The 13,757-nt window shown below is 71.3% G+C and carries 13 protein-coding genes; 4 read left to right on the top strand and 9 right to left on the bottom strand.

Translation table 11 applies throughout. From position 1 onward, the window contains the following. The first annotated feature begins 186 nt into the window (after positions 1-186). Complete coding sequence (locus tag AB0D85_RS14855) at positions 187-1,197, top strand: LacI family DNA-binding transcriptional regulator (RefSeq protein ID WP_362319299.1); 1,011 nt, start codon at positions 187-189, stop codon at positions 1,195-1,197. Here AB0D85_RS14855 and AB0D85_RS14850 read toward each other — a convergent pair. The 3 genes from AB0D85_RS14850 to AB0D85_RS14840 are packed head-to-tail and all read right to left on the bottom strand — an operon-like array spanning position 1,194 to position 6,937. Further along, positions 1,194-2,729, bottom strand: coding sequence for an alpha-L-fucosidase (locus AB0D85_RS14850; protein ID WP_362319032.1), 1,536 nt, complete (start codon positions 2,727-2,729; stop codon positions 1,194-1,196). The genes AB0D85_RS14855 and AB0D85_RS14850 overlap by 4 nt on opposite strands. Positions 2,730-2,745: 16 nt before the next feature. Next, on the bottom strand, positions 2,746-4,593 hold the full coding sequence (locus tag AB0D85_RS14845; RefSeq protein WP_362319030.1) for a family 20 glycosylhydrolase: 1,848 nt from the start codon (positions 4,591-4,593) through the stop codon (positions 2,746-2,748). Then, positions 4,586-6,937, bottom strand: coding sequence for an alpha-L-fucosidase (locus AB0D85_RS14840; RefSeq protein WP_362319297.1), 2,352 nt, complete (start codon positions 6,935-6,937; stop codon positions 4,586-4,588). Before AB0D85_RS14840 ends, AB0D85_RS14845 begins: the two co-directional genes overlap by 8 nt. A 254-nt stretch (positions 6,938-7,191) precedes the next feature. Here AB0D85_RS14840 and AB0D85_RS14835 point away from each other — a divergent pair, with 254 nt between their 5' ends. Beyond that, on the top strand, positions 7,192-8,556 hold the full coding sequence (locus AB0D85_RS14835) for an amidase family protein (protein WP_362319027.1): 1,365 nt from the start codon (positions 7,192-7,194) through the stop codon (positions 8,554-8,556). A gap of 61 nt (positions 8,557-8,617) precedes the next feature. Here AB0D85_RS14835 and AB0D85_RS14830 read toward each other — a convergent pair whose 3' ends face one another. From AB0D85_RS14830 to AB0D85_RS14805, 6 genes are all read right to left on the bottom strand, one after another. Next, positions 8,618-9,646, bottom strand: coding sequence for an alpha/beta fold hydrolase (locus AB0D85_RS14830; protein WP_362319025.1), 1,029 nt, complete (start codon positions 9,644-9,646; stop codon positions 8,618-8,620). A gap of 4 nt (positions 9,647-9,650) precedes the next feature. Then, complete coding sequence (locus tag AB0D85_RS14825; RefSeq protein WP_362319022.1) at positions 9,651-10,010, bottom strand: hypothetical protein; 360 nt, start codon at positions 10,008-10,010, stop codon at positions 9,651-9,653. A gap of 13 nt (positions 10,011-10,023) precedes the next feature. Continuing rightward, a complete protein-coding gene (locus tag AB0D85_RS14820) occupies positions 10,024-10,524 on the bottom strand; it encodes a TetR/AcrR family transcriptional regulator (RefSeq protein WP_362319019.1) in 501 nt (166 codons plus the stop codon). Between the two features lie 128 nt (positions 10,525-10,652). Then, entirely contained in the window at positions 10,653-11,240 is a 588-nt protein-coding gene (locus tag AB0D85_RS14815) for a TetR family transcriptional regulator (protein ID WP_362319018.1), read from the bottom strand. A gap of 48 nt (positions 11,241-11,288) precedes the next feature. After that, positions 11,289-11,771 carry a GNAT family N-acetyltransferase gene (locus AB0D85_RS14810; protein WP_362319016.1) on the bottom strand — a complete coding sequence of 161 codons (483 nt, stop codon included), beginning with the start codon at positions 11,769-11,771 and terminating at the stop codon, positions 11,289-11,291. Positions 11,772-11,829: 58 nt separating this feature from the next. Next, on the bottom strand, positions 11,830-12,003 hold the full coding sequence (locus tag AB0D85_RS14805; RefSeq protein ID WP_362319014.1) for a hypothetical protein: 174 nt from the start codon (positions 12,001-12,003) through the stop codon (positions 11,830-11,832). 486 nt (positions 12,004-12,489) lie between these two features. Between AB0D85_RS14805 and AB0D85_RS14800 the strand changes: the two genes are divergently transcribed. After that, positions 12,490-12,867, top strand: a complete 378-nt coding sequence (locus AB0D85_RS14800; protein ID WP_362319011.1) for a hypothetical protein — start codon at positions 12,490-12,492, stop codon at positions 12,865-12,867. A 25-nt stretch (positions 12,868-12,892) separates the two neighbouring features. Further along, positions 12,893-13,711 (top strand): SDR family oxidoreductase, encoded by an 819-nt coding sequence (locus AB0D85_RS14795; RefSeq protein WP_362319009.1) that lies wholly within the window; start codon positions 12,893-12,895, stop codon positions 13,709-13,711. Positions 13,712-13,757: the final 46 nt, after the last annotated feature.

The following is a 13,757-nucleotide window of genomic DNA, read 5'->3' as shown; positions in this document are numbered from 1 at the left end:
TGGATTCGGCGCAGCTAAAGTCATTAGTGGCTCAAAACCCCTGCTCAGCAAGGTGCTTCACACGTATTGCGGCCGATCGCTAATACGCTTTAGGGTGTTCGAACTCAAGCGCATTAGCAGATCATGGTCCCGACCGAATGAGGAACCGAGTTGGCGGAGAAACGCACGCCCGCGCCCCGGCCGACGATGAAGGACATCGCGCGCCGCGCGGGGGTCTCCGAGAGCGCGGTCTCCTTCGCGCTCAACGGCCGTCCCGGGGTCTCCGAGACGACCAGGGCGCGGGTCCGCCGGGTCGCCGAGCAGCTCGGCTGGCGCCCCAGCACGGCGGCGCGCGCGCTGTCCGGCGAGGGCGCGGCCACGGTCGGCTTCGTCCTCGCCCGCCCCGCCCACTCCCTGGGCGTGGACTCCTTCTTCCTGCAACTCGTCTCCGGCATCCAGGAGGTGCTCGCCGAGCGCCATCTCGGCCTGCTCTTCCAGATGGCGGAGGACGTGGCCGACGAGTGCGCGGTCTACCGCCGCTGGTGGGCGGAGCACCGCGTCGACGGCGTCCTGGTGGTGGACCCCCGTGCCGACGACCCCCGTCCCGACCTCCTGGACGAACTGGGCCTGCCCGCGGTGGTGATCGGCGGCGCCCCCGACGATCGCCATCCGGGGCTGTCGACGGTGTGGGCCGACGACGCGGCCGCGATGGCGTCGGTGGTCGACGAGCTCACGGCGCTGGGCCACCGCAGGATCGTGCACATCGCGGGCCTGCCGGGCCTCGCGCACACCCAGCGCCGTATCCGCACGCTGCGCACCGAGGCGGACGGCCGGGGTCTGTCCGAGGTCCGCTCGGTCACCACCGACTACTCCGACGCCGAGGGCGCGGCCGTCACCCGCCGTGTCCTGCGCGCGACCCCGCCCCCGACGGCGCTGATCTACGACAACGACGTGATGGCGGTGGCCGGGGTCGCGGCGGCGGCCGAACTGGGCTACTCCGTGCCGGACGACGTCTCGGTCGTCTCCTGGGAGGACTCGGCACTGTGCCGCATGGTCAAGCCCTGGCTGTCGGCGCTCTCCCGGGACAGCGCGGAGTTCGGCCGCACGGCGGCCCGGGAACTGACGGCCCTGCTGGACGGCGGCTCGGCACGAGCGGTGCGGGTACCGGTACCCCGGCTGACGGTCCGGGGCAGCACGGCACCCGCCGCTCGCCCCTAGACCGCCGACGTGAACAGCGCGAACTCGGCCAGTCGCACCTGCGCCCGGGCCGCCGTGACCCGCGCCCGCCACCTTCGCGCCCGTACCGGCTCCGCGAGCCGCAGGATCCGGCTCGCTCCCACCGTGCCGGCCGTGGCCACCTCGGACCACGCGCCCGCCACGAACGCCTCCACCACGAGCCCCTCCACCTGCTGCCCGTACCGGATGTCCTCCGCCAGCCGGACCCGGTCGACGTCCCGTTCCCGGCCCAGGTCGACCGTCACCCCTCCCGGTGTCACCGACTTCCGCGCACCGCGGGCCAGGTCCTCGGGCAGCTCCCGGTCCACCCGCTCGCGGAACTCCCGCAGCCGGACCACGTCCGTGGCGTGCAGCAGACCGTCCGTGTCCGGGGGGACGTTGAGCAGGAGAACCGCGTTGCGGCCGACCGAGCCGAAGTAGATCTCCGTCAACTCGTCGACCGACTTGGGCTGTTGGCCGGCGTGGTAGAACCAGCCGTCCCGGATGGACACATCGCACTCGGCCGGCCACCACTGCAGGTAGTCGGTCTTCGGCTGCGCGGCGACCAGCGCGGCCCGGCTGCCCTCGTCGGCGGTGTCGTAGGACAGGGCCCAGTCCGTGCGGCCGTACTGGTTCTCCTTGACGGGCAGCACACTCCACTCGTCCTCGCGGGCGAGGCCGCCCTCGTTGCCGACCCAGCGCACGTCGGGGCCGGTGACCGCGATCGACGCGTCCGGGGCGAGCGTGCGGACCAGCGTGTACCAGCTGTCCCAGTCGTAGTCCTCCACCTTGTCCGGCGGGATGTGGCCCTGGGCGCCGTCGAACCAGACCTCGTCGACCGGACCGTACTCGGTGAGCACTTCGTAGAGCGTGTTGAGCATGTGGGCGCCGTAGTCGGTGGCGTCGAGGGTGAAGAAGCGGGACGGGGCGCGGCTGTCGCCGTCCACCAGGGTCGGGATCGTGCGGGCGGACCGCGCGCTGCCGTTGGCGTAGACGCCGTGCAGGTACTGGTTCTCGTCGGCGGGCGAGAGGTAGACGCCGACCTTGAGGCCGTACCGTCGCATCGAGTCCGCGAAGGAGCGCAGGACGTCGCCCCGGCCGTCCCGCCAACTGCTGCCCGCCACCGTGTGGTTGGTGTAGCGGGACGGGTAGAGGACGAAGCCGTCGTGGTGTTTGACGGTGAGGATGGCGAGCCGGAAGCCGCCGTCGAGCAGGGCGCGGGCCCACTGGTCGGTGTCGAGGCCGGTCGGCTGGAAGACATTCGGGTCCTCGTCGCCGGTGCCCCACTCCAGGCCGGTGAACGTGTTGACGCCGAAGTGCAGGAAGGCGGTGCGCTCCAGCCCCTGCCAGGCCACCTGTCGTGCGGTGGGCCGGACCTGGGAGGCCTTGCGGACCAGGTCGGCGGGGGTGTCGTCGGGGCCGACGGGGATGCGGGAGAGGTCGGTGTCCGCGGCGGTGGCGGGGAGGGCCGGGAGGCCGGTTGTCATCGCCAGGGCCGCGGCCGAGGCGACGAAGACACGTCTTGAGAGATCCATGTGGCTGCTCCTCGGGTCAGGAAAGGTGCCAGAGGGCGGGGGTGAGTTGATCCGGCGGGTGCTGGACGAGTCGGCCGTCGGCCGTCACGGACAGCGCCATGCGGGTGATCGCGTTGATCAGGTGGTAGCCGTCGGCCGCGGGCTCCAGCTCCCAGCGCTGCAGGGTGTTCGCGCCGTCGCACGGCTCCCAGGTCGCCTCGACGCCGGGCTGCAGCGGGACGTTGAGGGTGAGCTTGCCGCCGCGTATCTCCAGGCAGCCCGCCGCACCGCGCAGGGTCGCGTAGCCGTCGGCGGTGCGGAGCACGGAGGCGGTGTACGACACCCCGTCCGCGCGGAAGGTGTACGTCCCGTCGGCCACCGGCACCGTCGTCAGGTCCCGCCGTCCCGGTGCGTGCCCGACCGCCGTACCGCGTGCCGTGAACTCGGCGTAGGTGGCGTCGGGGTGCGGGTCGCCCCAGGTGGCCTGGGCGATGTGGCGCAGGGCGGGCCAGAGTTCGGTGGCGACCTCGTTCTCCGTCTCGCCGCGTCCGTTGTCGGGCCAGAGGCTGATCTTCGCGCCCGTGATACCGGTGGCGGAGGCGAGTTTCTCGCCCTCGAAGGAGCGGGGGTCCCAACTCTGGTCGTAGAGCGCCTCGGTGTCGCTGTGGAAGCCGCCCCGGACGAGGTAGAGGGAGTACGACGCGTTCATCACCTCATAGCCCTGGGCGATGAGCCGACTCGGCTTCACGGCCACGTTCAGCCAGTGCTCGACGGTCGTCCCGGCGGCCACGGGGACGGTGTTGGCGCCGGTGAGGCCGTCGTTCCAGATCCGCAGCCGGCGGCCCTTGCCCGCCGCGTACGCCTGGACGCGGTTGATGAAGTCGACGTACGCGTCCTGCGGGGTGGCGGCGGGGCCGTACGTGTCCTGCGCGTACTTCAGCATCTGGGGGTACTTGGCGTAGTCGGAGCCGAGCATGTACTCGTCGGCGCCCATGTGCCAGGACTTCGCGGTGAAGACCTGGGCGTACTCGTCCATCAGGCTCGTGTAGTAGTCGAAGGCGGCCTGCTGGGTGACGTCCAGCCGGGCGGGCTGCTTGTTGCCGTCGGAGTCCGTCAGCTGCAGGTCGGGCCGGTTCTCGATCCACGGGTCCATATGGCCCGGGGAGTTGATCTCGGGGATGATCTCCACGTGGTAGCGGTCGCCGAGGGCGACCAGCCGGCGTATCTCGTCCTTGGTGTAGTAGCCCCAGGTGTCGGCCTCGGGATGGGCGTCGCTCTTCACCTTCAGCTCCAGGAGCAGCTGGTTGAGCTTGTGGTACGCCATCTCGCGGACGAGGTTCTCCAGCCAGGGCAGGGAGATGTGGATGTAGCAGGCGCAGACGCCGACGCCCCGCTCGCGGTAGCGCGGCACGTCGACCGTGTGTCCGGCCGGGATCCGGTCGCCCTGGGCGAGGAGCTGGAGCAGGGTGCGGGTGCCGTAGAAGGCGCCGGTCTCGGTCGCGCCGGTCACCGACAGCCGCTTGCCGGACCGGAGTTCGTACCCCTCGGTGCCCAGCGTGGCCTCGGCCGACGGGCGGACGTCAATGACGATGTCACCGGGGCGGGAGGCGCCCCCGACGACCGGGACCGCACCGTGTCCGGCCGCGTGGAGATCGTCGGCGAGGGTGTCGGCGACCCTGTGCCCGGCCGCGCCGGAGGCGACGAGACGCGTCCCGGGGCCGAACGCGTAACTCCCCTGTTCCGGCGTCCAGTCGGTCAGCGCGGGCACGGTGACCGGCGTCTGCCGCTGCTCCTGTGCGACGGCGGAGGTGGGCGCCACCAGCAGCGTCAGCACCGCCACGAGCCCGAAGAGCCGCAGCAGCCGCTTTCCGAGTACCTCACCCATGCCATTCCACCTTGAAGACCCACACATGCTCACCCTTTCGCCGGGCTGCCTCGGGTACGTCGACGACCAGAGCGCCGTTGCTGACCGTCCAGGTCAGCGGGTGGTCGTGGCCGAGCATGGTCACCCTGTCGCCGCTGCGGACCGGCACCGGTGCCTCGACCGTGAGTCTGGGGCCCGGCCGGGTCAGGGAGTGGATGTAGAAGGCCTTGTCCGGGCGGACCGTGAACCGCAGGTCCTCGCCGAGCCCGGCCGTCCGGGACCAGTACGTCGTGCCGTAGATCGCCTCGCCGTTGACCGCGAGCCAGGCGCCCGTCTCCCGCAGCCGGGTCTGCATGATCCCGGGGATGGTGCCGTCGGCGCGCGGGCCGATGTCGAGCAGGAAGTTGCCGTTCTTGGAGACGATGTCGACGAGGCTGTGCACGACCTCCTCGGTGGTCATGTAGGCGTCGTCCGGGGTCGCGCTGTTGTAGCCGTAGCTGCGGGGGTCCAGGCCCCGGCTGGCCTCCCACTTGGCGACGACCGTGTCGGCGTACGTCGTGTACTCGGGCGTCGTGTAGTCGTGGAAGCCGATGCCCGAGCGGTCGTTGACGGTGACGTCGACCGGACAGGCGCGGTTCTTGGCGTGGTTGAAGTACTCGGCGAGGACATGGACGCTGTCGTTCGCGCCGCCGATGTCGCACCAGATGATCTCCGGGTCGTAGCCGTGGACCAGTTCCAGCAGCTGCGGGGCCTGGAAGTCCTTCACATAGTCCTTGCCGGCGGTGTATCCGGTGTACGGCACCGGTTCCAGCGTGTACGGGTTGCGCGGGGCGTGGCCCATCCAGGGGCTGTCCGGGTTGAACCACTCGGGCATGGAGAAGTAGAGGCCGCGGTGGAGTTCGGGTGCATAGCGCCGGGACGCCTCGAACAGCTCCTTGACCAGGTCCCGCTTCGGGCCCAGCTGTACCGCGTTGCGGTCGGAGACCTTGGTGTCCCACAGGGCGAAGCCCTCGTGGTGCTTGGAGGTCAGGACGTGGTACTGCGCTCCCGCGTCCCGGAACAGCTCCACCCAGGCGCGCGGGTCGAACTTCTCGGCGGTGAAGCGCGGGATGAAGTCGTCGTAGGCGAAGTCCTCGCCGTAGGTGTCCCGGTGATGGGCGTAGGTGGGGTTGCCGGGGTCCTGCATCTGGTCCCAGTACCACTCGGCGTACTGCACCCCGACCGGCGCCCAGGCGGGCACCGAGTAGACGCCCCAGTGGATGAAGATGCCGAACTTGGCGTCGTTGAACCAGTACGGCGCCTGGTGGCCGCCGAGCGAGGTCTCGGTGGGCTGGTAGTCGGCGGTGCCGAGCGTCAACGTACGCTGCCCGCCGACGACTTCGCTGCCCCGGCTCCGGACGCTGACCCTGCCGTCCTGCGCGGTGCCGGGCGCGGTGCCCGTGCGGTTGCGGATGCCGACGTGGACGCGGGCCTGTTCACCGGGGTCGAGGCGGCGGACGCGGGCGGGTGCGACGGTGCGGGCGCCGGGGACGTCGACGCGTACGGTCACCGCGTCGCCGGTCAGGATCGCGACGGTACCGGCGTTGACGACGGTGGCCTCGACGCTCTGGGCGCCGGTGGCGTCCAGCAGGGAGCTGGTGGAGCGGGCGTCGCGCAGGGCCAACGCCTTTCCCTGGGCGGCGGGTTGGAGGGAGAGTGCGAAGACGTGCAGGGCGGCCTTGCCGGCCTCGGCCCGGTTGGTGACCGGCAGGGTGAGGGCGACGGCCTCGCGCTGCGGGTCGATCCACACCTCCGAGGTGCCGATCCCGACGCTGTGTTCGTCCTTGCCGCCGTCCGGCCGGTAGCGGTACGGCGCGGACAGGGAGCCGCCCACCGCGTACCAGTCGCCGCCGCTCAGCCCCGCGGTCGTGGTCGAGCCGTCGGCGTAGTGGACCGTCGCCGGTCCCGAGGCGTTGCCGTAGCTGCCCGCGGTGAGGAAGACGGCCGACAGGTAGTGGCCCTGGGGGAGGTCGACGCGCTGGCCCAGCGCGACAACGTTGTTCCTGGCGCCCGCCGTGGCGGCGGGGAAGTCGAAGGGGATGCCGTCGACCTCGACGCGGCCGGCCGGGAGTTCCTCGCCCGGGAACGTGTAGCCGGAGCCGTCGAAGTCTCCGCCGCGGGCGGTGGCGGTGTCGATGCCGTCGTTGTCGTAGAGGGAGTCGAGCGCTACGGGGACCGGAACGGGCACGGGAACCCAGGAAGACGTGGCCCCCGCACCGGCCGGCTCGGCGGCATGCGCCTCGGCCGTCGTGGAGTGGGACAGGGCGGCCGCCGCCGCGGCACCGGCCGCGACCCCGAGGACCTGGCGTCTTGGAACAGGAGACATGCTCATGCGCGGCTCCATTCATCGGATGTCTGATGATTGAGCGGGCCCAGTGGCCTGTCAATGGGGCGTGCGCATGCGGGAGTTGAGCCAGTGGTCGGATGACCTGCGAAGACGGCGTCAAGCCCGGAGACCGAACCGGGCCACGCCCCGCATCGGCCGCCGCGGCCCGTCCTCTCGACGCGAAGCGTCCGGCGGGGCAGAGTGCCCTTTCGTACCGACGAGTAAGCCTCTTTTCCGCACCCCTAGGAGCGCCCGTGACCAGCTGGGCCGGCCGGACCGCCGTCGAGATCGCCGCCGCCGTACGCGAGAAGCGGGCCACTCCCCGGGAGGTGGTGGCCGAGCATCTGGAGCGGATCGCACGGCTGGACGGGCGGATCGGCGCGTTCCGCACGGTCCGGGCCGACGCGGCGCTCGCGGAGGCGGACGAGGTCGCGGCGCGCGCCGATCTCGCCGAACTCCCCCTTGCGGGGGTGCCGTTGGCCGTCAAGGACAATCTGGCGGTGCGCGGCGAGGCGCACCGGGACGGTTCGGCCGCCACCCCGGACACACCCGCCGACGCCGACCATGTCACCGTGGCGCGGCTGCGGGCGGCGGGCGCGGTGGTCGTCGGGCTGACGAACGTGCCCGAGCTGTGTGTCTTCGGTACCACCGAGGGCGTGCACGGCACCGCCCGCAACCCGTGGGACACCGAGCGCAACGCCGGCGGCTCCTCGGGCGGCAGCGCGGCCGCGGTCGCCGCCGGGCTGGTGCCGATCGCGCTCGGCAACGACGGTATGGGCTCGCTGCGTATCCCGGCGGCCAACTGCGGCCTGGTCACCATCAAGCCCGGGTTCGGGGTGGTCCCGGCCGGGATCGGCAACGGCGACTGGTTCGGCATGTCCGAGAACGGGCCGCTGGCCACCAGCGTCGAGGACGCCCGGCTGATGCTCTCGGTCCTGGCGGAGACGGAGTTCGGGGGCGCGGAGAAGCGGTCGACGTACCGGATCGCGGTCTCGGTGCGCAGTCCGCTGGCCGGGGTGGGCGTGACCAAGCCGTATACGAACGCGGTGCGGGAGGCGGCCGCTCTGCTGGCCGGCACCGGGCATCAGATGCGGCCCGCCGAGCCGCCGTATCCGCTGTCGCTGGGCGTCACCTCGCTGCAGCACTGGACCGCGGGTACGGCGGTGGACGCGGCCGGGCTGGATCCTGCGCTGCTGGCCCGGCGGACGCGGGTGCACGCGGCCATCGGACGCCGGTTCGTCGGCGGGGTGCGAGGCGGCGACTCCCGTGAGCGGCTGCGGGCCCGGCTCACGCCGTTCTTCGCCGAGCACGATGTCCTGCTCACCCCGGCCCTGGCCCGCCGCTCCCCCAAGGCCGCCCCCTGGCACGAGCGCGGCTGGCTGCGCAATGTGCTGGCCAACACCAACTACTCCCCCCTCACCCCGCCCTGGAACCTCACCGGCTGGCCGGCGATGTCGGTCCCGTTCGGCACCCTGCCGTCCGGCGCCCCCTGCGCCGTACAGCTGGTGGGACGGCCCGGTTCGGAGACGGTTCTGCTGGAGGTGGCCCAGCAACTGGAGACACTGCGACCGTGGCAGCGGACGGCACCGCTCGACCAGAGCTCGGACTCGGCCGGCTAGGCTGTGACCGCATGGGTTCGCGCTGAGAGCGCCGGAGTTCGGGGGGCGTCCTGGGACGGCGTCAGCTTCGAGCGAAGCGATGCAGGGCGTCGCGCACGGGCGGCGCCAGCGTGCTCGGGTGGTCGGTGTCGTGCATCAGATGGTCCACTCCGGGCAGCACCACTCGGCCCGGTCCACCGGCATGCGCGTGACGCAGGGCGGTCTTCAGGGCGTTCGTCGTGTCACAAGGGACCTGGACGTCGTTCGTGCCGCACGTCAGCAGCACCTTGGTTCCCGGCCGGAGTGCGGCGGCGGTGTCCGGCGGGTAGACGGCGTCGTCGCTCTCCACGAACCGGGCGTTCGGTCCTTGGAACGCCTCGAAGAGCCGGGCGACCGGGGTGGGCAGATCGGTGGTGTCGACCGGTCGGCGTGCGCGCAGGGAGGTGACGGCGGCGTCAATGGCCGCGTCGACGGTGCGTTGCTGCTCAGGTGTGAACTGGCCCTGCCGGGTCGCTTCGGCGATCTGGGCCTTGAGCTGGAGCGCGACCAGGTCCAGGAACCGGATCGCCTGCGGTTGCAGAAGCGCCAGGCCGGCCGGGCGCGGGCGGACGGTGCCGCCCAGCAGCAGTGCCGTCATCGCGCCCTCGCTGTGGCCGACGACGAGCAGCGCGTGCGGGTCGGTCTCCGGCTGGTCGCGCAACGCCTCGTAGGCGGCCCGTGCCTGGCGGACGAACGCCGGGTAGTCGAGGTCCTCCGGGTGGCTCTGGTAGGCGCCGAGCCCGGTGCGGCCGGTGCCGTACTTGTCGAACCGCAGCGTGGCGATTCCGTCCTTGTCGAGCGTATCGGCCAACTGGGCCAGGGTGTCCGGTGCGGACCCGGACGCTTGGTTGCCGTCGCGGTCGGTGGGACCGCTGCCGGGCAGCAGCAGGGCCGCCCGCAGCCGTTGCCCGGCGCGATGTTCGGGAACGTGCAGGGTGCCGTAGGCGGTCGTACCGTCGGCCGTGAAGGCGACCTCGCGGTCGGCGGCAGGCACCAGGGCGGGCGTCGCCCCGGCCGGAACGGCGGTGACGACGGCCAGTGCCATCACGGCACCTGCTAAGTGGCGGAACATGGGCCTACTTCCTTCCGGTGAGGGTGCTCTCGATCAGGGCGACGGTCGCGCGGGGGTCATCGACCTGGAGAACCAGGCGCGTGTACCGCTCGTCGGCGAGTTCGATCACGAGAGCCTTCGACCGGTCCTTGACGTCCCAGAAGACCTTTTCGCCGTCCTGATGGAATGTGCCCGCGATGATCACACCGGGCAGGTGGGAGCCCGGCGCTCGGATTCCCTTGGGTTCGCCGGCGATACCGGGATCGACGGTCGCGCCACGGACGTTGGCCAGCGGGATGGTCAGGCTGCCTTTGAAGGCCCAGAGCTTGTCGAGACCCTCGATCACGACGACGAGGTCGTCGCCGTCGATACGTATCAGCGCCATGTCGGTTTCCTTTTCAGGTGAGAGGGCCGAGGCATCGGGCCAGCGCGGTGGCGGCGTTGTCGGGGTTGCCGCGCAGGACGAGGCCCAGCGCGGCGGCCGTGAGGGCGGCGGCCAGGTCGGCGGGAACGCCGAGCGCGTCGGCGATGGCCTGGTCGACGGCGGCCAACGCGGTCCTCACCTCGGCGGCGACCTCGTCGTCGACCGGTGCGCGTTCGACCGCCGCGAGGAGAAGCAGGTCGAGGTCGGCCGACGTGACGAGCCGCAGCGCGGCCGCGGTGTCCGATGCGCCGGCGAGGGCGTCGAGCAACGGGCTTACGTCGTCGGCGAGATGGCGGCGCAGAGCGATCAGGTAGAGGCCGCGTTTGCTGCCGAACGTCTTGTAGAGGCTGTTGCGGTGCACGCCGAGGTGGTTGACGAGGTCGTCAACGGACACGCCGTCATACGCCCGTCCGCCGAACAGAGCCACGGCGGCACGCACCACTTCGTCCTCGTCGAATGCTCTCGGCCTGCCCATGACCGCCACAGTAGACAGTTGAGGAACGATCGGTCAAGAACGATCGTTCCTCAATTGCCGTGCCGCGTCCGGCCACTTGAGGGAGCCCTTGCCAGGCAGGGACGATCCGGCCTGGGCACATCCCCCGCCTAGCCCTTGGGCGCGGTCATCCGACGGGCCGCCTCGACGACCGCCGTGCGGTGCAGGGCACGCCGCTCCTCGGGCCAGGACTCGCCGCCTCCCTTGGGGGCGACGCCCTCGGCGGCCCAGAACCAGGCCTGGGCCGCGGCGAGGACCATGGCCAGGAGGTCGCCGGGGGCCATGTCCGAATCGAGGTCGCCGCGCCGCTGGGCCTCGGCCACCAGGACGGCCTTGTTCCGGAACGCGTCCTGTTCGAGTCCGGTGACGGAGGGACGTTCCAGCAGCTTCCACAGGCGCAGGCGCATCAGGTCCGGCCGCGCCACCAGGTGGTCGAAGACCGCGCCGGCGTATCCGGGCAGGTCCTCGACGTCGAACGGGACGGCATCGGCGCCGGCCGTCATCGCCCGCTGCAGCACCTCGTCGAAGAGCTGTTCCTTGTTGCCGAAGTAGACGTAGATCAGCCGCTTGTTCGCCCCGGCCGTCTCGGCGATCCGGTCCACCCGGGCACCGGCGATGCCGTAGGCGGCGAATTCGGTGAAGGCGGCGTCGAGCAGCCGGGCCTTGGTGGCACTGGAGTCCCGTGGTATGCACAGCACCCTAGCGAGTGACTATCCGGTTATTGACATACGGGACAACAGCCGGGCTCACAGGGCGCGGTACATGATGTGCAGGCCGACCGGCCCGTGTTTGGGATGGTCGAAGGCCTGCGGGACCGTACCGAGGATCGTGAAGCCGAGGGAGGTCCACAGGGCCACGGCGGGGTTGGTCTCGACGACGGCGTTGAAGACCATCGCCCGGTAGCCGTGCGCCCGGGCCTCGGCGAGCATGTGCTCGGCGAGCGCGCGCCCGATGCCCTGGCCGCCCCGGTCGGGATCGACCATGAAACCGGCGTTGGCGACACCGGCCGCGGGACCCCCGTAGTTGGGGGTCAGATAGGCGGAGCCGACGATGGCCCCGGAGGGGTCCTCGGCGACGTAGACACGCTTCGCCGGGCTCATCCACAGGGCGCGGGCCGCTTCCTCCGGGGTGTCGGGGTCCCAGCCGTACGTCTCGGCGGCGGCGACGATCCGGTGCCAGAAGGGCCAGATCTGCGGCCAGTCGGCCGCGGTGGCTTCTCTGATCAGCATGGGCGTGAGTCTCGCACGCCCATGCGCGTCGGCGATCGCGACGGGACTGACCGGCCGGTCAGTCCACGCTCGGGAGGATATGGGGCTCGGCGAGGTCGTCCTCGTAACCCGCGAGGCGGATCGGGGCGGACCGGGCCCACACGTCGAGGTTTCCGAGCTGTCCGGGCCGATTGCCCACGCGCTCCGTGCGTTCCTTGGGGCGCTGCTCGCGATTCGTCTTCTCAGGTGTCACCGCGCACTCCTTATGTGTCGGTCACCCTCGGGGCGTACCGGACAGTCTGCGTTCCGGTGCTTCGGCGCCCGCGCGGGTCTGGATGGAAGGCCAGTTCGGACGCGGTGGCGCCGGTAACTCACAGGAGAGCAGGCCGCTGTCTGCCGGCTTGTCCCGGGACGGACCGTGGGTGTGGGTGGGACCCCGTACTGCTGTCCGTCCCCTACAGATTAACCAAATGAGCGCCGGTCCGCTCGATAGGGAGTGCAAACAAGGTGTAACTATCGCGAGTCGCTCCGCACTTCAGCAGCCCGGAAATACACCCGTTCGTAACATGATGCCCCTTTTACGAATCCCTCGCTCGGCCGGCAGAAACGAACACATCTTCGATACGCCGGTCCGCCGCCCCCTTCACAGGCTGTGCAGTTCAGGTTGCGTTGGCCGGGTCGAAAACTCGACATGATCCGATGGCGCAGGACAACGGCTGTCTCGCGGAAGGACTGACGCATGGAGCTGCGCAGCGTCGAGGAGCTGATGGATCTGCTGTACGCCTGCCGGCACCAGCGCGCACTGCGCACCGCCGCGCTGCTGCGCCGCAGCCGCCCCGCCGACAAGGAGCTCCAGGTGGCGGGCCTGGTGCACGGCATCGAGGAACTGCTGGGCCCCGCCGACGGCGCCGCGCACGCCGTACGGCACCTGCTCGGAGAACGTGTCTACCGTCTCGTGCGCGGGGACGGCACCCCCGCCGACGACGATGCGCTGCGGCTGCGCCAGGCCGACGAGGAGAGCCGCACCGCGGGCTTCGACGCGGGCGTCCTGGAGGACTGGCGGACCGTGCTCGAACTGGTCGCGGCCCGCAACTCCCGCCTGGGGGCTGTCGACTGACGGTCCGTCATGAGACGGTACGGCGATGATGTCGTCGTACGGGCTCAGGGGCAGGGCAGCCGTCGTCACCGGCGGCACGCGCGGGATCGGTCGCGCGGTCGCCGAGGCGCTCGCGGCGGCCGGTGCGCTGGTGTGCGTGAGCGCGCGGGACGCGGCCGAGGTCCGGCGTACGGCCGCGGAGCTGGGCGGGATCGGCCTGCCGGGCAGTGTGGCCGAGCCGGAGCACGCCCGGGAGCTGACCAGGCTGGCGCTCGACGAGTTCGGGCGGCTCGACATCCTCGTCAACAACGCGGCGACGAACCGTCCGTACGGACCGCTCATGGACGCCGACCTCGGGGTCTGGCGGGAGGCGTTCACGGTGAACGTCGAGGCACCGCTGCGGCTGACGCAGTGCGCGTGGCGGGGCTGGATGCGCGAGCACGGCGGCTCGGTGGTCAACATCTGCACGGAGGGCGCGGCGCATGTCGGCCCGAACGTCGGCGCGTACGGCACCAGCAAGGCCGCGCTGCTGCATCTGACCCAGCAGCTGGCGGGGGAACTGGCACCCCGGGTGCGGGTGAACTCGGTGTCGCCGGGGCTGGTGCGCACGGAGATGGCGAGGTTCATGTGGGAGCCGCGGGAACGGGAGATCGCCGAGGGCCTGCCGATGGGGCGCATCGGGGAGCCGGCGGACGTGGCGGGAGCAGTGGTGTGGCTGGCCTCGGACGCCGCGGAGTGGGTGACGGGAGCAGACCTGGTGGTGGATGGCGGTACGAGGGTGAAGGCAGCGCGCCTCCCTGCCGGAGGGGGTGCGGGGAACCGGGCGACCAGCGCCGACGACCCGCGCCCGACCACCGATCGTTGATGCCCGAGATCACTTCGGCAACGCGACTGCCCCCGACGGGCGACGG

Source organism: Streptomyces sp. NPDC048277 (genome assembly GCF_040652235.1).
In the GTDB taxonomy this organism is placed as follows: domain Bacteria; phylum Actinomycetota; class Actinomycetes; order Streptomycetales; family Streptomycetaceae; genus Streptomyces.
This window is presented reverse-complemented; position numbering and strand designations above follow the sequence as displayed.